The sequence below is a fragment of the Celeribacter baekdonensis genome (genome assembly GCF_003047105.1).
GTDB classification, from domain to species: domain Bacteria; phylum Pseudomonadota; class Alphaproteobacteria; order Rhodobacterales; family Rhodobacteraceae; genus Celeribacter; species Celeribacter baekdonensis_B.
The window spans coordinates 61,457-85,204 of the sequence record NZ_CP028477.1 but is presented as its reverse complement, the minus strand read 5'-3'; the positions used below and the strand labels follow the sequence as shown (position 1 = coordinate 85,204).

Sequence of the window (23,748 nt, the reverse complement as noted above, 5' to 3'; positions counted from 1 at the left end):
CAAGCTTTCAAAAAAGTTTAATGGGAGGAGAGACCATGAAAGCCAAAACCATACACACAACGGCATTGGCCACGCTCATCGCACTGGGTGCGACAGCATCACAGGCCGAAATTCGCCTCGGCGCCAGCCTGTCCGCGACCGGCCCTGCGGCATTTCTGGGCGACCCCCAGGCGAAAACGCTTGAGATGCTGGTCGAAAAACTGAACGCAAACGGCGGCATCAACGGCGAAGAAATTGAGTTGACGCTTTATGATGACGGTGGCGACCCAAACAAGGCGCGCACTTTTGCGACCCGTTTGGTCGAGGATGACGAGGTCGTGGCCATTATCGGCGGTTCGACCACCGGCACCACCATGTCGATCCTGTCGGTGGCCGATGACGAGGGCATCCCCTTTATCTCGCTCGCCGGTGCAATTTCGATCATTGATCCGGTGCGGGTCAACGTGTTCAAGACACCGCACACCGACCGCATGGCTTGTGAAAAGATATTTGCGGACATGACGGCGCAGGGCATCACCAACATCGGCATGATTTCGGGCACCGACGGTTTCGGGGCCTCCATGCAGGCGCAGTGTAAGGATGTTGCGGGCACCTATGGCATCACTGTTCTCGCCGACGAGACCTATGGCCCGCAGGACGCCGACGTGACGCCGCAATTGACCCGCATCCGCAATACCGAAGGGGTGCAGGCTGTTCTCAACCCAGGCTTTGGGCAAGGGCCCGCCATCGTCACCCGCAACGTTGCACAACTGGGCTTTGACATCCCGCTTTATGGAAGCCACGGCGTTGCATCGAATGCGTTCATTGAATTGGCCGGGCCTGAGGCCGCAGAAGGCGTACGTTTGCCGGGCACCGCACTTCTGATCGCGGATCTCTTGGCCGAAAATGACCCTCAATACGCGGTCGTCACCTCCTATATTTCGTCCTACAAAGCGAAATACGATCAGGATGTCTCGGCCTTTGGCGGTTATGCGCATGACGCCTTTGCGTTGATGACCGACGCGATGGCACGCGCGGGAAGTGATGACCCATCGGATATCCGCGATGCGCTTGAGGCAACCTCCGGCCTCGTTGGCACCACCGGCATTTATACTTTCTCTCCCGAGGATCATCTTGGCCTCGATCTCAGCGCTTTCCGGATGCTTGAGATCAAGGACGGTCGCTGGACCTCTGCTGATTGATCCATCCTCGCGGCCGGGGCCCACTCCGGCCGCACTCCTCATAACGCCACATTATTTCGGGAGCCCCAATGGACGCCCTGCTGCAATTCATATTCTCCGGCCTGACCGTGGGTGCTGTTTATGCACTTGTCGCGCTGGGATTCACAATCATCTATAATGCCTCCGACGTGGTCAATTTCGCCCAAGGCGAATTTGTCATGCTGGGCGGGATGATCACCGTCTTCGCCTTTGAGGCGGGTTTGCCCCTGCCGTTGGCCGCCGTGATCGCGGTTCTTGTCACTGCCGCGATTGGTGTGGCGCTGAACAAGCTGGCAATCGAACCCGCACGCGGCGCGCCCGTGGTGTCATTGATCATCATCACCATCGGAGCCTCAATCCTGATCCGCGGGGCCGCTCAGCTGGTCTTTGACAAACAATTGCACCGCTTTCCAAGCTTTTCAGGCGATGACCCGATTGCCATTTTTGGTGCAACAATCCTACCGCAAAGCCTGTGGGTGATCGGCGGGGCCATTGCGGTCTTTGTTGGCCTATGGCTGTTTTTCACCCATACGCTCACCGGCAAAGCGGTGCTGGCCACGGCCAACAATCGGCTCGCCGCCCAGCTTGTCGGGATCAACACCGGCTGGGTGATGACCCTGTCCTTCGGGCTATCTGCCGCCATTGGGGCGCTCGCAGGTGTGCTGGTCACACCGATCACGCTGGTGAGCTATGATGTGGGCGTTGCGCTCGCCCTCAAAGGCTTTGCCGCCGCCATGCTGGGCGGGATGGGCAACCCCAAAGGCGCGCTTCTGGGCGGGTTGCTTTTGGGTCTGTTTGAGGCTCTGACCGCCGGATATCTGAGTTCGCAATACAAGGACGCGATGGCCTTTATCGTTATCCTCGGGGTGCTCTTCGTCATGCCGCAAGGCATTTTCGGTAAAAAAACGACGGAGCGTGTATGATGACCTCCCGAAACAAATGGATTCAACTTGGGCTTTTGGCGGTTCTAATTGCTGTGCTGCCCGCCTTCTTTCCCTCGGGCTATTACTACCGGGTCGGCGCGCTGATTTTCGTCAATGCGCTGGCGGTGATCGGACTCGTCGTTCTCATCGGCTATGCGGGGCAAATCAGCCTTGGCCATGCTGGGTTTGCCGGGATAGGGGCCTATGCCTGTGCGCTTACCCCCGAACATCTCGGCCTGCATCCCGGCCTAGCTGTCATGTTGGGCGCGATGCTCTCCGCAGTCATGGCCGCGTTGATCGGCAAACCGATCCTGCGACTTAAGGGCTACTATCTGGCCGTTGCGACGCTGGGCTTTGGCATCCTTGTGTCGATGGTCCTGACCAATGAGCGGGCTTTGACCGGGGGACCGGACGGGATGGCCGTGGCCGATCTTGGTCTGCGTAGCCTGCTACGGGATATGGGATGGAAACTGTCTGGTGGCGAGTTCTGGTATATGTTCTCTGGCATCATCCTGTTGATCGGGGCTTGGATCGCGCTCAACCTGTTCGACAGCCCGACAGGCCGCGCCATGCGTGCACTGCATGGATCCGAAGTTGCGGCCGCGACCGTGGGCGTCGATGTGGCCAAACTGAAACTGCGCGCCTTTGTGATCTCGGCGGTTTATGCCTCGGTCGCAGGTTCGCTCTTGGCGCTGCAAAATCAATATGTCACCCCAGACGTGGCGGGCTTTCTGCATTCGGTCGAAATGGTTACCATGGCAGTGCTCGGTGGTGTCGGCTCTGTGCTTGGGGCGAGCCTCGGCGCCGTCATCCTGACGCTGCTGCCGCAGGTGCTCACTGTTTTTGCAGAATATGAACAACTTGTGCTGGGTGCGGTGATGATTGTCGTCATGATCTTTCTGCCACAGGGGCTTTTGCCCTCAATTGCACGTCGGCTACGGGGGACAGGTGAATGACCCTTTTGAACGTCAAGGGCCTTGGCATCAGCTTCGGCGGGCTGAAGGCTGTCAACGATGTGAGTTTTTCGGTGAAACCAGGTGAAATCGTTTCGGTTATCGGCCCGAACGGAGCAGGAAAAACCACGTTGTTTAATATGATCTCCGGTATTTATTTGCCGAGTATGGGATCTGTATCCCTGAGCGGTCAAGAGGTGACCGGAACACAGCCCAACAAGCTGGCCGAAATGGGCCTGTCGCGCACGTTTCAAAACTTGCAAATCTTCCAAGAGATGACCGTTCTTGATAATGTCCTGGCCGGTTATCACCTCCAAGAACGCGGGTCGGTCTGGGCCGATCTTCTGGCCTTGCCCTCCGTCAAACGGCGCGCAACTGAAGCCCGCGATGGTGCGCGCCAGCTGTTGCAACGGGTCCGATTGGACAAGGCCGCCGAACAAGAGGCGGTCAACCTGTCTTACGGCGCACTTAAGCGGCTCGAAATCGCCCGTGCGCTGGCGTTGAACCCCAAAATCCTGTTGCTCGATGAACCAGCGGCGGGGTGCAATGCCGTCGAGACCGAAGAAATTGACCATCTTATTGTGGAACTGGCCGCCTCCGGGATCGCCATTCTGCTCGTTGAACACGACATGAAAATGGTCATGCGCATCTCGACCCATATCGTCGTGCTGGACCATGGTGAAAAGATTGCAGAGGGCGATCCGGCGACCGTTTCGCGTAACCCGGACGTCATCGCCGCTTATCTTGGCACAGAAGAAGGGGAGGCCGCTCATGTTGACGGTTGAGGGCATGCGCTCACGTTACGGGCGCATCGAAGTACTGCACGGCGTCGATCTTGAGGTGAACTCCGGCGAGATTGTCACCGTCGTGGGAGCCAATGGGGCGGGCAAGACCACTTTGCTGAAATGTCTCTCCGGCACCCAGCCGGTGAGTGAGGGCAACATTGTCTTTCGCGGCGAAAGCTTTGCCTCCGTTCCGGCACATAAACGCTTGAGCCGTGGCCTCGCGCAATCGCCGGAGGGTCGACAGATCTTCACCAATCTCTCGGTCGAAGAGAACCTGCGCCTCGGCGCGTTCCTGTTCACCGATGATCGGGTGGAGCGGGACATGGAGGATGCGTACACCATGTTCCCCGCGCTCAAAGAAAAACGCAACCTTGCTGCAGGGGGCCTATCGGGTGGGCAACAACAAATGCTAGCCATTGCCCGCGCGCTGATGGGTCGGCCGCATTGCCTGTTGTTGGATGAGCCCTCGATGGGTTTGGCGCCACTTTTGGTTGCGCAAATTTTTGACGTGGTGAAATTGCTCAAGGAGCGGGCCGTGACAATCCTTCTGGTGGAACAAAACGCCTACGGCGCGCTGAAGATTGCCGACCGCGGCTATGTGATGGAAACGGGGCGGGTCACAATAACCGGTCCTGCCCCGAACTGATCGCCGACCCCCGCATCCGCGAAGCTTATTTGGGACTATAATCATGACCGTACTGAGACTTCGCCACGAGGGTGAAATCGCCATTGTCACAGTTGATAGCCCGCCCGTAAATGCGCTGTCCGAAGCTGTCCGCAAAGGGCTGTGGGACATGGTCCCAACATTGGACGATGATCCTGCAGTCAAAGCCGTGGTGCTGATCTGCGCCGGCCGAACCTTTATCGCTGGCGCTGACGTGCGCGAGTTCGGCGCGCCGCCTGTTCCGCCGCATCTGCCCGATGTGGTGGCGCGGATCGAAGCCGCCACAAAGCCATGGGTGGCCGCAATCCATGGTGCGGCTCTGGGCGGCGGTCTTGAAGTGGCTATGGGCTGTCGTTTTCGCATCGCATTGGACGGCGCCAAGCTGGGACTGCCTGAGGTAACCTTAGGCGTTATTCCGGGCGCCTCGGGCACCGTGCGCACCCCGCGCCTTGTGAGTGTTTCGGCGGCCGTCGAATTGGTCACATCCGGCAAACCTTGGTCAGCGGCCAAAGCGCTTGGGGCCGGGTTGATTGATGCCGTGGTGGATAGCGATCTGGAAAACGCGGCCATCTCTTTTGCCCGTGAGTCGCTAAGCGCTTCCCAGCCACCGCCTGTCTCGGAACGCTTCATATCACCCATGCCTGAGGAATTCTGGGCCGAGGCCCGCAAATCTGCGGCCAAAGCCGGCCATCAGGCACCATTGCGCGCTCTGGACTGTCTGCGCTTTGCGACCGAGGCATCCTTCTCTGATGCTATGGCCAAGGAACGTGAGACGTTTCTCGATCTTCGCACTTCAGACGAGGCCGCCGCTTTGCGCCATGTTTTCTTCGCCGAACGTGCGGCACCGCGCCCGGTCACGCTAAAGGGCGTAGAACCGCGCCCGTTTGAAACGGTCGGTGTGATCGGTGGGGGAACCATGGGCGCAGGCATTGCGGCGGCCTGTCGCAATGCCGGAATGCGTATCATGCTTATCGAGCGTGACCATGCCGCCATGGCCCGCGGCCTTGCCAACATCGACAATGTGTTTGCCGCGGCCGTGAGACGGGGAAAACTCAGCGAAGAGAGCCGCACCCTAAAGATGGACGGGGTAACCGGATCCACGGAGTATGCGCAGCTTGCCGGGTGCGATCTGATAATCGAGGCCGTGTTCGAAGAAATCAACGTCAAGCGCGCGGTGTTCGCTCAGCTGGGTGAAGTGTGCGCGCCGAATGCAGTGCTGGCAACCAATACCTCCTATCTCGACCCACGCGAGATAGCCCAAGGCCTTCCCAACCCTGAGCGGTTCATCGGACTGCACTTTTTCAGCCCCGCCCATCTGATGCGGCTGCTCGAAATTGTACCGACACAGGATACGGCGAAAAATGTCCTGGCTACGGCATTTGCACTGGCCGGGCGGCTAAACAAGATTCCAGTGCAGGCGGGGATTTGCGAAGGCTTCATCGGAAACCGCATCCTCAAACGCTATCGTTCCGAAGCCGAGGCGCTCGTTGAAAACGGCGTGCCGATTTCCGAGATCGACCAAGCAATGCGCGCTTTTGGTTTGAAGATGGGACCATTCGAGGCCCAAGATCTGGGTGGCCTCGACATCGCTTTCTTACAGCGCGAGGGAGCGAGGGCTGCCGGCCAAGACGTGCCAGAGACTCTGAGTGACATCCTCGTCGGCGCGGGGCGCAAGGGGCAGAAGACCATGGGCGGATGGTACGACTACGTCGAAGGAAGTCGCGGCCCGAAGCCATCTTCAACAGTGTCCAAATTGCTGAAGTACCGGATCACCAGCGCGTATAGCCCGACGCATAAGGAAATCGCTGACAGGCTGATCGGGGCAATGGCCGCAGAGGGACAGATGATCTTAGACGAGGGTATCGCGCAGAATCCCGCCGATATCGACCTTGTTGAAATCCACGGCTATGGATTTCCGCGGTGGAAAGGTGGGCCAATGTGGTTTCGAGATGCGAGTCAGCATACCACAAGATAAGCCCCAGTTGTTCTATCTCTGGAAAATTTTTACATAGATATAATTATGAGATTTTTGGCTGACCCAAATTTCCGTGTAGAATTCGTCCTCTACAACCTCCCTGTGGGCGAATTCCTAGCGGCACCGGTTTTGCCGGTGCCGCCCTTTTCCGAAAGAACGATTGAACGGCCCATAATGTTTGCGAGACGGATCATCCCGTGACCTGCGTATCGGCAGGCATTCCATTCCGGCGATCTCGCGCCGTTCCAAGAATTCTTCTCTACAGCTCCAAATGTAACATATATCGCGTGGCGATATTTCGCGCACCATGTCCGTCTCAGCGGCATGAACTTGCGGGACCGTGTAGCACTGAACATCCAGGACTTGAGACGCGCCCGCGGCCTCAGCCAGGAGGAGCTTGCTCATCGGGCCGACGTGAGCCGCGGCCATATGGGCAAGGTCGAGAACGCCAAGTTCGCGGCCTCCCTCGATCTTCTCGAACGCATCGCCAAGGCGCTCAATGTCGATCCCGTCGAGCTTTTTGTGAAGCGCTAGTCCGTTTCCTCCGGGTTTGATCCCCCCCAACACGAAAGACAAAACGGCAAGAACAGTACGAGTGGCGCGGATTTATGACGAAAAGAAAGACAGGTTGCCCCTTTCAGGAAGGGTTTATCATCGACGGAACGCAGAAAACCCATGTGTTCACCGACTACCGTTGGGACGATGGATCCGTGAGTCGGCGCCACTTTGTCGACCCAGACAGCTACGACGTTACGCGTGTCATTGTGCGACCGTTTTCACTCAAGATGCCCAATAACGAAGATCAGTAGGAAAACCACTCTGAGTGGCCCATGTTGCCCTCATAGTCCCCGTATTCGACCAAGACGCCTCGGGTGTAGAACTCACCACGACCGCGTGACGGAAACTTCACCACCTGCCCACCCTCAGAAATGAATGTTTCCGACCAAGGCCTGTCCGCGCCGCTGACTCGTTGAATGTATCGGCAGATCCGGTTCTCGCGATCGCATGACTTGATGGACCATCTCCACTTCCGACCGTCGTCGCGCGTCTCATACGACTGCCCGGTGAACCAGATCACATGGGTGCGGTTAAGCCATTCGTATTCCGGTAGATTGGTGTCGAGTTCCCCCTCTCCGCCGGGCCCACCCAGCTCGACCGGCACATGGGCAAAGGTGCAGACCCCGAAGGGCGGCAGGCTCGGCCAGGGGGTGATGCGGCGGATCATGGTGCGATAGGCGCGTGCGCAGACCGCACTCGGGGGGAATCCACCCGCCATGCAGAGCATGATGGCGCAGTCGATGTCATAGGCTTGCGCCTTCTCAGGTGCTCCGAACACCGCCATCACCCCCATCGCCGCTGCCATCACCTGCCGCTTCATGCCACTCTCCCGCAAAAGTTGCGGCAACTATCGCGCAATATGTATTTTTCTGCAATATGTCGTATTGACTCCATATGACTTTATGGCCTTAGTGTCATCCAGTAGAAGGGCTCTCGTGGGGAGAGTCCGAACATGCCGATAGCGCGTAACCAGATCCTGATCACCATCGATGGTGTCAAAGACCTGTCCGAAAAGGGCATCGCGTTCCGCTGCCGGTATGAACTCGTGGGGTTCACGGACGATGGCAAGCCGCGCTACCAGTGCATCTACCTGCGCGAGGGCGAGCCGGAAGCCATTCTGGTCTCGACCCGGATCACCCCGCACGGGCCCGAGCCGCGGTATTTCAACATATGGCCTGGGCTCTTCAAACATCATCTCGAGTTCGGTGACGGGCGCGATCTGCGCTTTGGTCCTGACTACAGCATCACCCTCGAGGAGCGCGGCTGACGTCATCGCCTTCGGCCGTGACGGCACGGCCCGGACCTCGGGCTGGACTTTCCACGGGACGAGGCCTGCATGTGCTGGTTTGGAACATAGCGCTGAGGCCGAGGTCGTTCTGGCCTCGTTGGACGCCACGCCGCCTTCCAGTCACAGCGGAATCCTTGCTCTAATCCGCGCCACCGCAGATCGCCACCAGGGGAACCGTGCCCTGCGGCAGGTCAGGCTCGATGCGGATGATTGGCAGGTCCTTTTTCAGGCCCTGGTCGAGGCCGAAAGCAGCTACAACCCGACCGCCGTCAGCCCCAAGGGTGCTTATGGCCTGGGACAGTTGATGCCGGACACGGCCCGCGGCCTCGGGGTCGATCCGCGCGATCCGTCCCAGAACCTCGATGGCGCAGCGCGCTATCTGCTCGCGCAGCTGGCCACGTTCAAGGACATCGACCTGGCGCTGGCAGCCTATAATGCCGGGCCGCACCGAGTGGTCGAGTATTCCGGCATCCCGCCTTTCACCGAGACCCGCGACTACATCGCGCGCATCTACCGGATCCGGTCCCGGCTGGCGGGTACGCCTGTTGCCGCTCCGGACATCCGCGTCGCAGACCGGGTTCCAGCCCGCGCGCCCGTCCTCATCGATCTTCAATAAAACAAGGGAACTTCGCATGCTCAGACATCGCCTCAGCCGCCTCTTGCCAGTCGCCTTGGGCCTGGCGGCTTTCGCAAACCCCGCCCTCGCGCAAGACTTGTCACCGATCCAGACCATGTTGGAAACCGTCGAGGCCGCGCTGACCGGACCCATCGGGATCGCGGTTGCCACGCTTGCCGTCATCGGCACCGGTTTCATGTGCATGATGGGACGGCTGAACTGGGGCTGGTTCGCCTCGGTCATCATCGGGATCGTGCTGATCTTCTCGGCCGGCACCATCGTCGACGGATTCTCCTAAAGCTGGAGAATAGAGTTGGCAGAACGATCCCCCCTCTTTCTGGGCCTCGCCCGACCGCCCAAGTATCTGGGCCTCCCTGTCGGATACCTCGTGGTTCTGGCGACCGGGATCGTTCTGCCGTTCATCTGGACCAAGTCGATGTTGTTCTTCCTAGTCGGCCTCGTTGCCTATCCGATCCTCTGGTTCATCGCCGACCGCGAGCCGCATTTCTTTGAGGTCCTGCGCGTGTCGTATGGCTCGGTGCGCCCGACGAAGAACCGGGCCCTGCACGGAGGCGACAGCTTTGGCGCTTGATGCAGGCACTCTTTCCACTCACGGAACGGCACTCCTTCAGGCGGGCGGCGGGGAGTTTGCGCGGGAGAGCTACCTCGCGGAACACCTGCCGTATTTCGCGCTCGCGGATGACGATGTCATGGTCCTGCGCGAGGGCGACCTCTTGGCGACCCTGCGCCTTGATGGTCTGAACCCGATGACGACAGAGGATGCCCGGCTCGACGCGCTCAAACGTGCGGTCGCGGCCATCGTCGCCCAGACCGGCAACGCCTTCGGCTTCTACATCCACCGCATTTCCGTGCCGCAGGATCTCGGGATGCGTCCCATCGAGGGGACAGCTTCGCCGCCGCAATAGACGCCCGCTGGCAGACCCATGTCAAAGACCTCCGTCCCGCCAAGCGCCAGCTCTATCTCAGCGTCATCCGGCGGCCTGATATCTCGGCCCGTATTCCGCTCCTGCGCGCGCTGGCCCGCAAGGCCTGGGTCAAGGATCGCGCGACGCGCCTGCAGGAGCTGAACGAGGTCATGGGCTTCTTCGAGGTGGCGCTCGCTTCCGCCAACCCTGTGCGGCTCACGAAGTCGGGCGGTGAATGGCTGGGCTATCTCAATACGCTGAACGCGGGCAGCTTCTCCCCGATTGCCTTCGGGCAAAGCGCCCTGCCCCTCTCGCATACCCTGAGCAACTGCCGCGCGACCTTTGATGGCGACGTCGTCACCCTGACCGACGCCGTGACCGGTCAGATCAAATACGGTGCGCTCTTCTCGATGAAGACCTATCCGGCCCTCACGGATGTCACGCTTCTCGACGCGCTCGACCTGCCTCTCGACATCGTGCTGACCAACTCCTTCAGCCCGATCCCGAACAACATCATGGCCGAGCGCATCCAGCGGATCATCCGCCAGATGCACGCTTCCGACGATGCTGCCGTCTCTCTGCGGGAACAATTGGGCCAAGCCGCCGACGACCAGGAGGCAGGGCGCATCGCCTTTGGTGACCATCATCTCTCCATCGCGGTCTATGCGCCTGACCGCGACACGCTCGAGCGCGCTGCCGCCCAGATCAAGCGCGTCGGACAGGAGATCATGTCGGTCATCGTGCGCGAGAACATGGCCCTGAAAGCCACTTACTTCGCGCAGTCGCCCGGTAACTTTGGTTACCGCGCCCGCAAGACGCCGATTTCCTCGATTAATTTCGCCGACTTCGCGGCACTTCACGGCAGCGTCGAGGGACGTGGTCCTGACCAATCCCCCTGGGGTCAGACCATTTCGGTCCTGCCCACGGTCGGCACCTCGGGATATCGGTTCAATTTCCACGAGGCGGGAGCCCCAAGCAAGGAACCGACCGTCGGGCATACGCTTGTGCTGGGTCGCACCGGTACAGGCAAGACGCTGACCACCGCCTTTTTCGCAGCCCAAGCGCAGCGGGTCGGCGCACGGCTTTTCTTCTTCGACAAGGATCGCGGTCTTGAAATGGCGGTCCGCGCCCTTGGCGGCCGCTACAACGAAATCCGGGCTGGCGTGCCCACGGGCCTCAACCCGCTCGCCACCGAGATCGACGAACGCGGTCGCGCCTGGCTCTCGGACTGGCTCGCGACCCTTCTCACACGCAATGGCACGCTCTCGGGCGAGCAATCCCGCCACATCCAGAGCGCGGTCGGCCAGAACGCCGACGCGGGCGCGGCGCTACAGCGTTTCGCCAGTTTCGAGACCCTGTTCCAGTCGCTCGATGACGATGGCGAGCTGCAGAGCCGCGTTACCGAATGGGCGCCGGGCGGGCGCTACGGTTGGGTCTTCGATGAACCCGAACGCGGCGCTGGCCTCAAGCTCTCGGGCGACATCATCGGTTTCGACATGACCGAGATCCTCGACATGACCACCGAGCGCATGGCGGTGCTCTCCTACATCTTCCGCCAGATCGAACGCGTGGTCGAGGACCGCCGCCCCACCATCATCGTGCTCGACGAAGCCTGGAAGCTCCTGGACGATCCGTATTTCGGGGCACGGCTCGAGAACTGGCTGGTGACGCTGCGCAAGATGAACTGCGTCGTGATCATGATGACGCAATATCCGAGCCAATTGCGCGACAGTCGCGTCGGCAAGACCATCGTCGAGACGGTGCCAACCCAGATCCTCTTCCCGAACGATCGCGCCACCATCTCGGACTACGACTTCCTGCGCGTGAACGCCAAGGAAGCAGTCCTTCTCGTTCAGCCCACCATTGGCCAGCGCATCGCGCTTGTGCGCTCGGCGGGCGACAGCGTCTTCGTCGATGCCGATCTCTCCGCCTTGGGCCACCTCCTCCCCATCCTTGGCGGTGGCGCCACCGGCGAGGCGCGCGTGCCCGCCGATTGGCGCGCCAATCCCGATTTCTGGAGACATGTGATATGAGTTCAAAACCCCTCCTGGCGCTTTGCGCCGCCGCAGGCCTTCTTTCCGCTTGCGAGAAATACACCGAGAAAACCTCCCCTGCTTTGGCCGCAATGGCGAGCCGCAGGTGACGCGCTCCGCGTTTTCGGTCTCGACCATGGGCGCTCCGGTTCAGCAAGAGACCAAACCCGACTGCACTTTCGACGCCCTGACCCGTCCGGAATGAGCCGCGCCGCGATCATATCCGCCGGGCTCTGCCTTGGCCTCGGTACCCTGCCCGCCCATGCCCAGGGCGTGCCGACGCAGGATAATTCCGCGATCGGTCGCGCCATCGCGCGGGTGACGGCACTCGCCGAGGATCTTGGCGTCCAGCAGGACAAGGACCGCACCGAGTCCACGCTGGCGGATGTCCAGGCCGACCAGTTGCGCGTCCTCGAGGAAATGACCGCCGCCATCACCGGTCCCGGCTTCGATATCCGCGCGCTCGAGGGCAATGCGGATTTCGGGGTGGCGGCGGTCTATCCCAATACCGATGCGAGCCCCATGAACAACCGCCTCTTCGGCGAAGGCCGCGAGACGGTCGAGATGATGATCGTCGAGATCGCGGGCGAGTTCGCAGACGCCCCCGGTGTGGCCCGCGCCGGTCTCTCGGCCACCCAGTGGCGCTGCCTCTTCCAGGCCCTGATCAAGCAGGAAAGTCGCTTCAATGTCGCAGCCGTTAGCCCGGTCGGCGCCTATGGGCTGACCCAGCTCATGCCCGGCACCGCCTCTGATCTCGGCGTCGACCGATACGATGTCAAAGACAACCTCCGCGGCGGCGCGCGATACATCACCACGCAGCTCAACCGCTTCGGCAACATCCCCCATGCGCTCGCGGCCTATAACGCAGGGCCGGGTCGCGTGACCGAATACGGGGGCGTGCCGCCCTTTGCCGAGACGCAGGGCTACGTGCGCAACATCTCGAAATTTTACAACGAATACCTGGCTGTCGTGGGCGGTGCCGACGCGCTCGGCACGCTCTCTCCCTCGGATTTTGCGCTCGCCGAATATGCCAGCATCTCCGAGGCGGGCGTCTATTACGCCGCCGACAGTTCGGCGACCACTGAGCAAGTTATCAATCGCCTGCGCGCCATCATCCTGCAGATCGATGCGCAGCCCAATGCCAAGGCGGCCTGGGAGCTCAACACCTATGCCAAAGCCGAGATCGGTCGCATCCTCAACCTTCGCGTCCGGCTGATGGCGGCGAACCAGCAGCGCGAGGCGGCCTTCGCCCAACACCTCGTCGCCGACCGCCTGGCCGAGCGCGACTTCATGCAGATGGGAGTTCCCGAATGAGACACCTTCTCCTGACCGCCGCGGCGGTCACCACACTCGGGTTTGCTTCGCCCGCCACGGCCCAAGGCGTGCCGACTTTCGATGGGTCGCAGCTTGGCCAACTCGTGGCCCAGCTCGAACACATGGCCGAGGACCTGAATGTGCAGATGCAGCAGCTCGCGACCATGCGGCTGGAACTGGAAACCCAGCTGTCGCAGTTGACGAACCTCGAGGCGCAACTGACCTCGCTCATTGAGGGCAGCGGGCTCGGAGAACTCTTCGCCACGGTCGAAGAATTCCGTGCGCTGCGCGGCAAACTGGTCGCCCCCTCAACACCGCGCAGTCTTTGGCCAGCGGCGATTTCCTGAGCGGGTTCAATCCAGGTGCGGAACTCTCGGCCTCGGTCGAGCGGGTGCTCTCGGGCAGTGGCTTCACCTCGGAGCGCCTGAGCACGCTCTCAGGCTCCGATCAGCCCGCCGACAACCGCATCGCCGCTTCCGCCGGGGCCAGCGCCATGCTGTCAGTCGCGGCGCAGGAAAGCCACGAAGAAGCGGGACACAGTCTCGAGCGCTTGGAAGTGATGGTTGGCAAAATCGACGATCAGGACGGGCTGAAGGCTGCCGTCGATCTCAACACCCGCGTCACCGCCGAGCTGGGCATCATCCTGACCCAGATCTGGCGGCTGGAAGCGGCGCAAGGCGTCAGCGCCGGCCAGCTCGGCGTCGTCGACGCCGCGACCCTCGCGGATGAGCGCAAGTTCCGGTCGATGGCGGTGGATCCATGAGGACCTCCAAGCTAACCCCAAGCCGCTTCACCCTGATGGAAGCCGGACTTCTGAGCCTTTCGCTTGCCCTGCCGTTCGGCATCCTCGTCTTGCCTGACGCAGCATCAGGTCAGGATCGGCCCTTCACCTCGATGGAGATCACACGAGACGAAGAGGATGCGTGCCGCGTCCCCAAACCGCCGGTGGATCTCGCCGAGACCGCATACTTGCGCAATGGCTACCGCGCAATCCTGCGTATCCTGATCGCCGAGGAAGCGCTCGCCTCGGAGAGCTGTACCTGCCTGCTGGACCAGTTCACCTGGGATCAGGCGCTCACCGCCCTGTCCCGGTTCCAGACCTCGGACAACCCACGCCTGCCCTTCAAGGTGCTCGAGCTCTACGCCAAGGCAGACGCGCTCGAGGCGCAAGTTGTGGAGGCCTGTGCGGAGTAAATGGGGGTCATTCGCGACATCCTGAGCCAGGTCGACGCCGCGGTGGATACCGTGGCGCAGGACGGCTTTGTCTCCTCGGCGGGCGCGGTTGGCGACGTGATCTCCGCCGGGGCCGCGCTCCTCATCATGCTGCTCGGGATCAACGCGGTCATGCAACTCCGCCCCCTGCCCTTCGGCACCGGATTTGCTTTCGGCATGAAGATCGCGCTCGTGGGGATCTTCGCGCAGAGCTGGGACAATTTCAGCGTCATCTATGACATCGTCACGCGGGTGCCCGACTCCGTTGGCGCCTCGATCCTCGCGCTCACCGGCTCGGGTGACGAGGCCGGGGTTTACGCGAGCCTCGACAATATGGTCGCCCGCATCACCGCCTATGGCGACACGATCGGCGACCGCGCGGGCTGGGTCTTCGGCGCTGTTCTCGGTGCGATCTTCTTCGTCCTCTCAGCCATCTTCGCCGCGGTCACCGCCGGGATCATCGCTTTCGCACGGATCGTCTTCGCGCTGATGATCGTGATCGCCCCCTTCATGATCGTGACCTCGCTCTTCAAACCGACCCAATCGCTTTTCGAGGCCTGGACCCGGGCCACCATCGGCTATGCGCTCATGCCCGTCGCCGCCGCGGGGGCCGCAGGCATCATTGTTGCCATCGCCGAAGCCATCGGGGACGCCTCCGCCGCGCCAAACGATGTGGAGACCGTCAGCCTCATCCTGCCCTTCCTCGTCATCTTGATCCTCAGCGCCGGGATCATGGCTTCGGTGCCCTACATCGCCTCCAACCTCACAGGCGTCGTGGGCATTGCCTCAAACGCCGTGGGCCTCACCGGCCTTGCGCGGCAGGGCTTCGTGAACACGCGCCAATATGGCACCGGCGCGACCGCGCGCCTCGCCACCGGCAAATCCCCGCAGGAACTGAACCAGATGGCCAATGCGGGTGTGGTGAAGACAGGCGAGATGATCCGGCAAAGCCCCGGCGCGCTTCTCTCCGCCGCCAAGGCCTTCCGCAGACCCTGATGTGAAAGACGACTGACTTGAAGAAGACCGTACCCAGTTCCGCGAGCCATGACCGCGACGCTTTTGAAGCGGATTTCATCTACGGGCCACGGCGGCGCGAGCGCTTCGCCTGGTTCGTCGCGGCGGCAGGCGTACTGGTCGGCGTGGCCGGCATAGTCGCGGGCGCGAGCCTCTTTCCGCTCAAGACAACCGAAACTTTTGTGGTCGTGGTCGACAAGGAAACTGGCGAGATGGACCGGGTCGCCGCCGTCCAGGCGCTGACGCTCTCGGAAAGCGATGCCATCATTCAGGCCAATCTCGTGGCCTATGTTGACGACCGCGAGACCTATGACCTGACGGACGGCGAGCAGCGCATCAACTCGGTGCTCGACCGCTCGGACGGCGATGCCGCCCGCACGTTGCGCGATCTCTGGTCTTCGACCAACGAGGACTACCCGATCACCGTTTACGGGCGTGACGCCAAGATCGAGGTGGTGATCAAGTCCGTCAACCAGATCGAGCGCGGCGTGGCCCAGGTCCGCTTTACCCGCACGCTGCGCCGCCCGCGCGACACCCGCACCGTCACCCGGTCTTACGTCGCGACCGTCGGCTACGACTTTCAACCCGAAACCCGCCAGCGCCTTCAGGACGTCTGGGCCAACCCCTTGGGCTTCGTGGTGACCTCCTACCGCGTCGACGCCGAGACCCTGGAGAACTGACCAAGATGAAATCCCTGCCCGCGCTCCTCACCACGTTTCTCCTAGCGCTTGCTCTTCCTGTTGCAGCCCTCGCCGAGGCCACGCCGCAAGGCGGCCCGCTCGACATCCGCATCCGCACCGCCGTCTATAACGAGAACCAGGTCTACCGGATCGAAACCGATCTTAGGCATTCGACGACCATTCATTTTGGGGCGGGGGAACGCTTCGAGGCGGTGATCGTCGGTGACACCGAGAGTTTCCAGGTCGATCCGATCCCCGAGCTTGGCAACGTGCTGACCATCAAGCCACATGTAGCCAATGCCTCGACCAACATGACGGTGATCACCAACCGGCGCACCTACTCCTTCCACCTGCGCGAGGGCTCGATCCCGAACCGCACCGGCATGTTCTTCGAGGTCCGCTTCCGCTACCCCGACGAAGAACGCCGCGCGCTGGCGGCCACGCAGCCTAAAGGATTTGAGGCCCCGCGCAATTACAACTACCGCGTCTCGGGCGAAGGCGACTTCCGCCCCAGCCATATTTATGACGACGGGCGCTACACGTATTTCGTTTTCCCGGAGAATGGCCGCCAGCCCGCCCTCTTCAAGGCCGATAACCAGGGTCGCGAGCGCACGGTCAACTGGACCCAACAGGGCAACACGGTCCGTGTGCTCGGGGTAAACGATTATTGGACGCTACGCATCGGCGACGAGGCGATCTGCGCCTGGCGCGACGAAAGCGCCATCTACGTGAGCAACTGACCATGGCCGATCAAACTCCTCCTGATCTCCAAGACCGCCTCGATCAATTCAGCCAACGCGGCAAATCCAAACGCCGCGGCAACAGCCTCGGGGTTGGTGCCCTCGCCGCGGCCCTCGCCCTTGGCGGCGCCGGGGTCGCGTATTTCCTGGCGACCGGTCTGCAGGAGGGCGACAGTGCGCTCGAGACCTCCGACGTCGAGACCTTCCAGGACCGTCGGACCGGCACAGGCGGGCGGCTGGAGTTCCCGCCCGACGAGACCGAGCAACGGGTTAATGACGCGCTGATCGCCGTCGAGGAGGCGCTCGACATGCCCGCCGCCCCTGCCCCCGAGCCAAGCGCCGAGGTGCTGGCCGAGATCGCCAAGCTCCGCGAAGCCCTCGCCGCCAGCCAGGCGGCGCGGAATTCGGAAATCCAGTCCGCCGTCGCGGACCTGCGCGAAGCCTTCGACGAACAGAAGGAGGCGCTTGAAGCGACGCTCGCCGCCAAGGAAACCGAACTGGCCAACCTGCAACGCCAGACCGAGAGCCGCATCGAAGGGCTGCAGGCCATGCTTGATGCCGAACGTGCGCAGCGCGAGGGTCTCGAGGCAGAGCTCGACCGCGAAGGGCTGATCGCCGACCAGCGCCTTCTCGAAGAACGCCGCCGCCAGGAAGAGGAACAGCGCCAGCGCGAGGCCGAAAGGGTCGCCGCGGAGCTTCTGACTGCGCAGATCAAATCCCCCGCAGTGGTCTATGCCGACGGTCCGCGTGGCGGCCAAAGTGGCGCGGCGGTGGCCGATCCTGCTGGCACTGGCGGGCCAGCCCTCTCGGGAAATGAGCAGTTCCTGCAAAGCGCGCGCCCACTCGAAGTGCAGGAGGCCGCGCGCCTCACCCATCCCGAGCGCACCCTGACCCAAGGGTCTGTCATCCAGGCCGCGCTTCAGACCGCCATCAACAGCGACCTGCCGGGGTCCGTCGTCGCCGTCGTGTCTGAACCGGTCCCGGCCTTTTCCGGGGACCGGATCCTGATCCCCCGTGGCTCCCGCCTTTTTGGCCAATACCGTTCCGGGATCGACATGCACCAGAAGCGCATCCTGATCCTCTGGACCCGCGTCCTGGCCCCGGACGGCACCTCGATGGAGATCGCCGCCGTGGGCGGGGACCAGCTCGGCCGCTCGGGCCTGACCGGTCTGGTCGACACCAAGTTCGCTGAACGCTTCGGCGGGGCAGCGCTGATTTCCGTGATCGGGGCGGCACCTGCCGTGGCGGCAGAAAGCACCAACAACGAGACGACCAGCATCGTTCTGGGCGATGTCGGCAGCGATCTGCAGGACGCGGTCGGGTCCGTCATCGCCGATCAGGTCTCGATCGCGCCGACGATCTATGTCGATCAGGGCGCCTCGGTCACCGTGCTCGTGGACCGGGATGTGGTGATCTACGGGGGTTCCGGTTCACAATGAAAAAGAAGCATCGGGTTTCGCGTTCGAGCCGCAGGCGAGAGGCAGCGAAACCAGATTCAATATTACCGGAACCACCGAAATGATGGAGCAGGCGTCACCAGCCTCCTACCTCGAGCGTTATCTCGACCCGTTCCGCGACCTTCTGAGACGCGATGACGTGGTCGAGATCGCGATCAACCCGGACGGCAAGGTCTGGCTCGAAGTCGCAGGCGACGCAACTATGCGCCACGAAGGTCAGACCGTGGATCGCACCACCGCCCTCAACATGGCCCAGACCATCGTCGGCGACGCCAAGGCCCGCGTCTCTGAAAAGAACCCTCTCGTCTCCGGCAAGGTGGAATATGCAGGCCGCCCCCTCCGTGTCCAGGTCGCCGTGCCGCCCGCCATAGATCGCGGGGCCTCGATCACAATCCGCCTCTTCGCCTCGGGCAACGTTCGGGACTACGTGCCGACATATCTGTTCGGCAAGGCCGTCTCGCTCGATGCCCTCCGCGCCGAGAAGATGAAAAACATCGCCTCCCTCGCCGAAGAGAACCTTGAGGCCGCGCTGCAAACCCTGGTCGAGGCGCGGCTCAACGTCCTGATCAGCGGCGGCACCTCAACCGGCAAAACCACGTTCGCTCGCCACCTCCTGACCCATGTCAGTGAGCACGAACGGCTGATCACCATTGAGGACGCTTTTGAGCTCTTCCCCGGCCAGCCCAACACCGTCGCCCTCCTGGCCGACCGCGGTTCCGGCTCACAACGCAGCGCCAACGCCCTTCTGCAGGCCTCCCTCCGCATGCGACCTGACCGGATCATCGTCGGCGAGCTGCGCGGCGCCGAGGCCCTGACCTATCTCGAGGCGATCAACACCGGCCATGGCGGATCGGTCTCCACGATCCATGCCGAAACCGCAGAACTCGCCATCGACCGGTTGGCGATCATGGTGCTGCAGGCCGGCACGCCGCTGACCTTTGCCGAGGTGCGGGAGTACATCCGTAAATCCATCGATGTGATCGTTCAGCTCGGGCGGGCCGAGGGGAAGCGGGGGATTACGGAGTTCTATCTGCCTGGACTATGACGACCTTCGACAGGGTGGGCGGAAAACGGTCTGACTGTACCGCAGCATGGCAATCGCAGCAGTACTTGGGTAGTCGTCATTCGTTTAGGTTACAGAAAACCAGCCATCGGCATTTTCCGACATTACATGGGCGTTGGACGATTGACCTATAAAGGTCTTTCGAATCCCACACATCCCGCCAAACACAGCCGATTGCCGCACATATTTGCTTTCTATATCTCGCATTAACAAACAGATAGTGTCATTTGTGGTAATTGCTCTACCGTTACGTGGGGCTCACACGCTCAACCAGTCATCATCGCCCTTCGCCAAAACCGCCGATCCGCCGCTTTTCCGATTGCGCCTAATCACAACAAAAATTCCAGTCCGGGGGATGCATGCACATATCAAAACTGCAGCTGGTCAATTACCGAAACTTTGCCCGCGCGACGGTGAAGTTCGAAAAAGGCGTAAACACAATCATAGGCGAGAACGGGTCGGGCAAGACGAATCTGTTTCGCGCGATCCGGCTGCTGCTCGACGATAATCTGCTCCGCATGGCTCACCGTCTTGACGAACGCGACTTCCATCGCGGCATCGGCGAGTGGCGCGGGCACTGGATCATTATCAGCCTCGAATTCACCGATGTCTCGCAGGACGAGACGATCCAGTCGTTGTTCCTGCACGGCGCCGGCAACATCACCGCCGCTACCGTCGATCGGGCGACTTACAATCTGATTTTTCGACCAAAGGCTGTAATTCGGCAGAAGCTTGGCGAGCTTGCCGCCGGCGATCATGCCGGCCTGGCGGCGCTCCGCAGCGAGATGAGCCTCGCGGACTACGAGACGATCTTCACCGGCAAGAGCAGCGCCGATTTTTGCAACCCCAAAGTATATCGATCACTGGTAGGTGACTTTGACGCGGTCATCTTTCCGACCGAGCTCACCTCGCCAGACATCGGCGGGATCGTCCCCGGCATGTTCTCGATAGCGCGAGAGATCGGCTTCACCTTCGTCCAAGCGCTCCGCGACGTCGTGGCCGAGTTCCAAAACAACCGTACCAATCCGCTGCTGACGCTACTCAAAGGCAAGAGCGGCGAGATCGACCCCACGGCCTTCGCCCCGATCAGCGCTTTGGTGTCCAACCTTAACAATGCGATAGAAGCTCTCGACGATGTACGCGCGATCCGCACCGATATCCGCGACACCATCACCGATGCCGCTGGCGAAACCTATTCGCCGAAATCCCTGTCGATCCGGTCCGACCTGTCCGATGAGGCTGATCGCCTTTTTCAGTCTCTAAAGCTTTTTGTAGGCGAGTCCGAAGCCGGCTATGAGGGTGGGATCCATGAGCTGAGCCTCGGCGGCGCGAATCTCATCTACCTGACGCTCAAGCTCCTCGAATTCAAATATCAGAAGGTCAAGCAGACCTTCGCCAATTTCCTCGTCGTCGAAGAACCCGAGGCACACATCCACACCCATATCCAAAAGACTCTATTCGATCGCCTGAAGTATGACGACACGCAAATCATCTACTCGACGCATTCGACCCACATTTCGGAAGTCAGCAACGTCGAAAATATAAACATCCTCGGGCGCGATGGTGGCGTTTGCGAAGTCTTCCAGCCCGCCGCTGGCCTCGATCCCGGCCAGGTCGGCAATATCCAGCGTTATCTCGACGCCGTGCGCAGCAATTTGCTCTTCGCGAAGAGCGTGCTGCTGGTCGAAGGCGATGCCGAGGAGATTCTAGTCCCGATCCTGATTAAGCAGGTGTTCGGACTCAGTCTGGATGAGCTCGGCATCAGCCTGATCAATATTCGCAGCACCGGCTTCGAGAATGTCGGGGTGCTATTCCACGACCTGCGCATCCGCAAGAATTGCGCGATCATCACTGACCTTGACCACGCATTCATTGACCTGACGCCTGATCCCCTCGACAGCGATGCCAAGATCAAGGCGAAGAAGAGGGCTCTTGGCTCGCAGACATCCGGCGCGGCCCGGTCTATCCGGCTCAACTCCTTTTGCCACGGCAATGCCTGGCTGACTGCCCATTTTGCGCAGCATACCTTCGAGGTCGACTTCATCTTGGCTGGCAACAGCGCTGCCGTCGTGTCCGTCCTCAACGACGTCTACACCGACGCCGGAACCATCGCCCAGGCCAAGGCTGACCTCGAGTCCGGAGACATTGCCCGCTACGGCGCGCGTGTGCTGACGATGGCGAAGCAAGTCGGGAAGGGCTGGTTCGCGATTATTCTCGGTAAGGCAATCACCCCCGATGTGCACCTTCCCAATTATCTGCTGTCCGCCCTGTTCAGCGCACATCGGCCGATCTCCGTCGAATCACTGGCGAGCATTTTTGAGCATCGGTTGAAGGTGCAGCTTAAATCGGGGCTGGTTTCCCTGCCGCAAATCGACGCCATGTCCGACCATGTCGGGCGCTTTCGACGAGGCGAGATCGATTTTGACGCGGTGCGTGCCGAGATGCTCAAGGCGTTTCCAGGCGACCGGATCAACACCTTGCTAGCGACGCTCTGATGTTCGTCTGGAATGCGGAAGACCTCAATGCGGACCAGGTCAAGGCGATCGAGCAGCCCGGCAGCGTGTTCCTCACCGCTTGCCCCGGGAGCGGCAAAACCCGTACGCTGACCTACAAGATCGCGCGTGAGCTGTCTTTGCTCACCTCCGACAAGCAGCGTGTCGTCGCAATCACTTACACCCACCGCGCCGCCGACGAAATCCAGGAGCGGATCGAACAGCTCGGCGTCGATACCACCCAGCTCTGGATCGGCACGATCCATTCCTTCTGCCTCGAATGGATTTTGCGCCCATACGCCATTTATCACCCCGAGCTGAAACATGGATTTCGGGTGATCAACGCGCATGACACCGAGCGCGCCCACGAACTGCTATGCAGCCAGCATGGTGGGGGTCTGCGCATCTTCGACTGTGGCCATTACTTCACGTCTGCTGGCTATGTCATCTCTTGCCAGGATTGGAAGCGCGCGAAGGTCGAGGCAGTGCTCCAGCAATATTGGGCAGAGCTACGCGCCAATCGACAGATCGATTTCGAAATGATTCTCGACTACGCCTATCAGCTGGTTCGCGATATTCCCTCAATCGGCATTCTGCTGGGATCGATCTTCGCGACTGTTCTGGTCGATGAATATCAGGACACCAAGGAGATTCAATACGCGATACTCGGCACTATCCTGAAGGCTTCGAATGGCAAGGCAAACGCCTTCATCGTCGGCGATCCCAATCAAGCGATATATGGCTCGCTCGGCGGCTATGCGATCATGCCTGCCGAATTCTCTGCGCTTAGCGGAGTCAGTTTTACCGAGATGGACCTGTCGGTGAACTACCGCTCGTCCGACCGCATCGTCACCTACTTCGAGAACTACAACCAGCTCACCTCGAAGATCAGCGCGGGCGGAAAGTACAAGACCTTCGTGAGCGCGATCTCCTACGATTATGCGACACATCGCACTAAGCTGGTGGACGAGGTCGTGCGGCTGATCCGCTACAACGTCGAGACCATGGGGATCGTCCCAGGCGAGGTTTGCATCGTTGGGCCGCAATGGCTGCCGCTTGCAAGCATGACACGCCAGCTTGTGGCCGCATTGCCGGACTACAGTTTTTCTGGCCCCGGAATGGTGCCCTTTGCCCGCGATATCGACAATTTCTGGTACAAGCTCGCGCGGATCATCCTGACTGAGGCTTCGCCGCAACTCTACATCCGGCGCAGCCGCTGGGCCGGTGAAGTCATCGCTGCGCTCGACTTGGCCGGCATCAACACTGCTGCGATCACTAGGAAAAGCCTGCTCCGCGCGTCGAATGCCATCTCCTCCGCCGAAACTGACGGTCTGAAATATCTGCTCGAATGCTTCGACGCACTTTTTGCAGCGCTCGGCATCGATCGCGCCAGCTCCCCCATGCTGGTCGAACATTTTGATGCGTTCGTTGAAGGATCGCAGCGAAGGCTGGACCGGCTCGTCGCGGACGGTGCTACCGCGATCGCGGAGGTCGCCATGTTCCGGAAAGTCTTCGATGAGAAGACCGGGATTACCGTTTCAACGATTCACGGCGTGAAGGGTGCTGAGTTCGAGGCAGTGATCGCGTTCGGTCTGCTCGAAGGCATGGTCCCGCACTTCAATGAGGACGACAAAATCGCGGCCGCTAGCAAGCTCCTCTACGTGATTTGTTCCCGAGCGAAGAAGAACCTACACCTCATCTCGGAAGCGGGCCGGCGGCGGGGACAGAACGACGTCTATCAGCCCACCGATATCCTGCTCGCGTGCAGCTTTGGCTATGACCAGATTCCCTGACCCGGCTTTGGTGCAGGGATTCGTGAAGCTTTTTTGCAGTTCGAATATCGCCCGGCTTGCGAA

The 23,748-nt window shown here is 61.0% G+C and carries 20 protein-coding genes and 3 pseudogenes; 22 read left to right on the top strand and 1 reads right to left on the bottom strand.

Annotated features, from left to right (window positions below; all coding sequences use genetic code 11):
- The first annotated feature begins 35 nt into the window (after positions 1 to 35).
- The 7 genes and pseudogenes from DA792_RS21950 to DA792_RS21920 all read left to right on the top strand — a co-directional run bounded on the left by DA792_RS21950 (position 36) and on the right by DA792_RS21920 (position 7,033).
- Complete coding sequence (locus DA792_RS21950) at positions 36 to 1,181, top strand: ABC transporter substrate-binding protein (protein WP_107722915.1); 1,146 nt, start codon at positions 36 to 38, stop codon at positions 1,179 to 1,181.
- Positions 1,182 to 1,249: 68 nt separating this feature from the next.
- Entirely contained in the window at positions 1,250 to 2,122 is an 873-nt protein-coding gene (locus tag DA792_RS21945; protein ID WP_107722914.1) for a branched-chain amino acid ABC transporter permease, read from the top strand.
- Positions 2,122 to 3,078: a branched-chain amino acid ABC transporter permease gene (locus DA792_RS21940; RefSeq protein ID WP_107722939.1), complete on the top strand. Its 957-nt coding sequence runs from the start codon at positions 2,122 to 2,124 to the stop codon at positions 3,076 to 3,078. The genes DA792_RS21945 and DA792_RS21940 overlap by 1 nt, the downstream gene beginning before the upstream one ends.
- Positions 3,075 to 3,860, top strand: coding sequence for an ABC transporter ATP-binding protein (locus DA792_RS21935; RefSeq protein WP_107722913.1), 786 nt, complete (start codon positions 3,075 to 3,077; stop codon positions 3,858 to 3,860). Before DA792_RS21940 ends, DA792_RS21935 begins: the two co-directional genes overlap by 4 nt.
- Positions 3,847 to 4,547 (top strand): annotated as a pseudogene (locus DA792_RS21930) (ABC transporter ATP-binding protein). Before DA792_RS21935 ends, DA792_RS21930 begins: the two are co-directional and overlap by 14 nt.
- A gap of 2 nt (positions 4,548 to 4,549) precedes the next feature.
- Positions 4,550 to 6,499 carry a 3-hydroxyacyl-CoA dehydrogenase NAD-binding domain-containing protein gene (locus DA792_RS21925; protein WP_107722912.1) on the top strand — a complete coding sequence of 650 codons (1,950 nt, stop codon included), beginning with the start codon at positions 4,550 to 4,552 and terminating at the stop codon, positions 6,497 to 6,499.
- 324 nt (positions 6,500 to 6,823) lie between these two features.
- Positions 6,824 to 7,033, top strand: coding sequence for a helix-turn-helix domain-containing protein (locus tag DA792_RS21920; RefSeq protein ID WP_107722911.1), 210 nt, complete (start codon positions 6,824 to 6,826; stop codon positions 7,031 to 7,033).
- A 268-nt stretch (positions 7,034 to 7,301) separates the two neighbouring features.
- On the opposite strand, the gene DA792_RS21910 is transcribed toward DA792_RS21920, so the two are convergent.
- Positions 7,302 to 7,877 carry a hypothetical protein gene (locus DA792_RS21910; protein ID WP_107722909.1) on the bottom strand — a complete coding sequence of 192 codons (576 nt, stop codon included), beginning with the start codon at positions 7,875 to 7,877 and terminating at the stop codon, positions 7,302 to 7,304.
- A gap of 132 nt (positions 7,878 to 8,009) precedes the next feature.
- On the opposite strand from DA792_RS21910, the gene DA792_RS21905 reads away from it, so the two are divergent.
- The 15 genes and pseudogenes from DA792_RS21905 to DA792_RS21830 all read left to right on the top strand — a co-directional run bounded on the left by DA792_RS21905 (position 8,010) and on the right by DA792_RS21830 (position 23,685).
- Positions 8,010 to 8,324, top strand: a complete 315-nt coding sequence (locus tag DA792_RS21905) for a hypothetical protein (protein WP_008335576.1) — start codon at positions 8,010 to 8,012, stop codon at positions 8,322 to 8,324.
- Positions 8,325 to 8,403: 79 nt separating this feature from the next.
- On the top strand, positions 8,404 to 8,961 hold the full coding sequence (locus DA792_RS21900) for a lytic transglycosylase domain-containing protein (RefSeq protein ID WP_107722908.1): 558 nt from the start codon (positions 8,404 to 8,406) through the stop codon (positions 8,959 to 8,961).
- Positions 8,962 to 8,977: 16 nt separating this feature from the next.
- Positions 8,978 to 9,259 carry a TrbC/VirB2 family protein gene (locus DA792_RS21895; protein WP_107722907.1) on the top strand — a complete coding sequence of 94 codons (282 nt, stop codon included), beginning with the start codon at positions 8,978 to 8,980 and terminating at the stop codon, positions 9,257 to 9,259.
- 15 nt (positions 9,260 to 9,274) lie between these two features.
- Positions 9,275 to 9,553: a type IV secretion system protein VirB3 gene (locus DA792_RS21890; RefSeq protein ID WP_107722906.1), complete on the top strand. Its 279-nt coding sequence runs from the start codon at positions 9,275 to 9,277 to the stop codon at positions 9,551 to 9,553.
- Positions 9,492 to 11,920, top strand: a pseudogene (locus tag DA792_RS21885) (type IV secretion system protein B4). Before DA792_RS21890 ends, DA792_RS21885 begins: the two are co-directional and overlap by 62 nt.
- A 201-nt stretch (positions 11,921 to 12,121) precedes the next feature.
- Positions 12,122 to 13,234, top strand: a complete 1,113-nt coding sequence (locus tag DA792_RS21875) for a lytic transglycosylase domain-containing protein (RefSeq protein WP_107722905.1) — start codon at positions 12,122 to 12,124, stop codon at positions 13,232 to 13,234.
- Positions 13,231 to 13,997 (top strand): annotated as a pseudogene (locus DA792_RS23385) (type IV secretion system protein). The gene DA792_RS21875 and the pseudogene DA792_RS23385 overlap by 4 nt, the downstream one beginning before the upstream one ends.
- A complete protein-coding gene (locus tag DA792_RS21865; protein WP_254679759.1) occupies positions 13,994 to 14,428 on the top strand; it encodes a hypothetical protein in 435 nt (144 codons plus the stop codon). The pseudogene DA792_RS23385 and the gene DA792_RS21865 overlap by 4 nt, the downstream one beginning before the upstream one ends.
- Positions 14,429 to 15,442 (top strand): type IV secretion system protein, encoded by a 1,014-nt coding sequence (locus DA792_RS21860; protein WP_107722904.1) that lies wholly within the window; start codon positions 14,429 to 14,431, stop codon positions 15,440 to 15,442.
- Positions 15,443 to 15,459: 17 nt separating this feature from the next.
- The gene (locus DA792_RS21855; RefSeq protein ID WP_107722903.1) at positions 15,460 to 16,140 is read left to right on the top strand and encodes a virB8 family protein; all 681 of its coding nucleotides are present in this window, start codon (positions 15,460 to 15,462) and stop codon (positions 16,138 to 16,140) included.
- Between the two features lie 5 nt (positions 16,141 to 16,145).
- Complete coding sequence (locus DA792_RS21850) at positions 16,146 to 16,880, top strand: TrbG/VirB9 family P-type conjugative transfer protein (RefSeq protein WP_107722902.1); 735 nt, start codon at positions 16,146 to 16,148, stop codon at positions 16,878 to 16,880.
- Positions 16,881 to 16,882: 2 nt separating this feature from the next.
- Positions 16,883 to 18,319, top strand: coding sequence for a TrbI/VirB10 family protein (locus tag DA792_RS21845; protein WP_107722901.1), 1,437 nt, complete (start codon positions 16,883 to 16,885; stop codon positions 18,317 to 18,319).
- Positions 18,320 to 18,401: 82 nt separating this feature from the next.
- Complete coding sequence (virB11, locus tag DA792_RS21840; protein ID WP_107722937.1) at positions 18,402 to 19,382, top strand: P-type DNA transfer ATPase VirB11; 981 nt, start codon at positions 18,402 to 18,404, stop codon at positions 19,380 to 19,382.
- 377 nt (positions 19,383 to 19,759) lie between these two features.
- Positions 19,760 to 21,895, top strand: a complete 2,136-nt coding sequence (locus DA792_RS21835; RefSeq protein WP_107722900.1) for an ATP-dependent nuclease — start codon at positions 19,760 to 19,762, stop codon at positions 21,893 to 21,895.
- Positions 21,895 to 23,685, top strand: coding sequence for a UvrD-helicase domain-containing protein (locus DA792_RS21830; protein WP_107722899.1), 1,791 nt, complete (start codon positions 21,895 to 21,897; stop codon positions 23,683 to 23,685). Before DA792_RS21835 ends, DA792_RS21830 begins: the two co-directional genes overlap by 1 nt.
- Positions 23,686 to 23,748: the final 63 nt, after the last annotated feature.

What these genes read in the sequence shown, in the direction of transcription:
- DA792_RS21950 (WP_107722915.1), top strand. Translation starts at nt 36, where the DNA reads ATGAAAGCCAAAACCATACACACAACGGCATTGGCCACGCTCATCGCA.
- DA792_RS21945 (WP_107722914.1), top strand. Translation starts at nt 1,250, where the DNA reads ATGGACGCCCTGCTGCAATTCATATTCTCCGGCCTGACCGTGGGTGCT.
- DA792_RS21940 (WP_107722939.1), top strand. Translation starts at nt 2,122, where the DNA reads ATGACCTCCCGAAACAAATGGATTCAACTTGGGCTTTTGGCGGTTCTA.
- DA792_RS21935 (WP_107722913.1), top strand. Translation starts at nt 3,075, where the DNA reads ATGACCCTTTTGAACGTCAAGGGCCTTGGCATCAGCTTCGGCGGGCTG.
- DA792_RS21925 (WP_107722912.1), top strand. Translation starts at nt 4,550, where the DNA reads ATGACCGTACTGAGACTTCGCCACGAGGGTGAAATCGCCATTGTCACA.
- DA792_RS21920 (WP_107722911.1), top strand. Translation starts at nt 6,824, where the DNA reads ATGAACTTGCGGGACCGTGTAGCACTGAACATCCAGGACTTGAGACGC.
- DA792_RS21910 (WP_107722909.1), bottom strand. Translation starts at nt 7,877, where the DNA reads ATGAAGCGGCAGGTGATGGCAGCGGCGATGGGGGTGATGGCGGTGTTC.
- DA792_RS21905 (WP_008335576.1), top strand. Translation starts at nt 8,010, where the DNA reads ATGCCGATAGCGCGTAACCAGATCCTGATCACCATCGATGGTGTCAAA.
- DA792_RS21895 (WP_107722907.1), top strand. Translation starts at nt 8,978, where the DNA reads ATGCTCAGACATCGCCTCAGCCGCCTCTTGCCAGTCGCCTTGGGCCTG.
- DA792_RS21875 (WP_107722905.1), top strand. Translation starts at nt 12,122, where the DNA reads ATGAGCCGCGCCGCGATCATATCCGCCGGGCTCTGCCTTGGCCTCGGT.
- DA792_RS21865 (WP_254679759.1), top strand. Translation starts at nt 13,994, where the DNA reads ATGAGGACCTCCAAGCTAACCCCAAGCCGCTTCACCCTGATGGAAGCC.
- DA792_RS21860 (WP_107722904.1), top strand. Translation starts at nt 14,429, where the DNA reads ATGGGGGTCATTCGCGACATCCTGAGCCAGGTCGACGCCGCGGTGGAT.
- DA792_RS21850 (WP_107722902.1), top strand. Translation starts at nt 16,146, where the DNA reads ATGAAATCCCTGCCCGCGCTCCTCACCACGTTTCTCCTAGCGCTTGCT.
- DA792_RS21845 (WP_107722901.1), top strand. Translation starts at nt 16,883, where the DNA reads ATGGCCGATCAAACTCCTCCTGATCTCCAAGACCGCCTCGATCAATTC.
- virB11 (WP_107722937.1), top strand. Translation starts at nt 18,402, where the DNA reads ATGGAGCAGGCGTCACCAGCCTCCTACCTCGAGCGTTATCTCGACCCG.
- DA792_RS21835 (WP_107722900.1), top strand. Translation starts at nt 19,760, where the DNA reads ATGCACATATCAAAACTGCAGCTGGTCAATTACCGAAACTTTGCCCGC.
- DA792_RS21830 (WP_107722899.1), top strand. Translation starts at nt 21,895, where the DNA reads ATGTTCGTCTGGAATGCGGAAGACCTCAATGCGGACCAGGTCAAGGCG.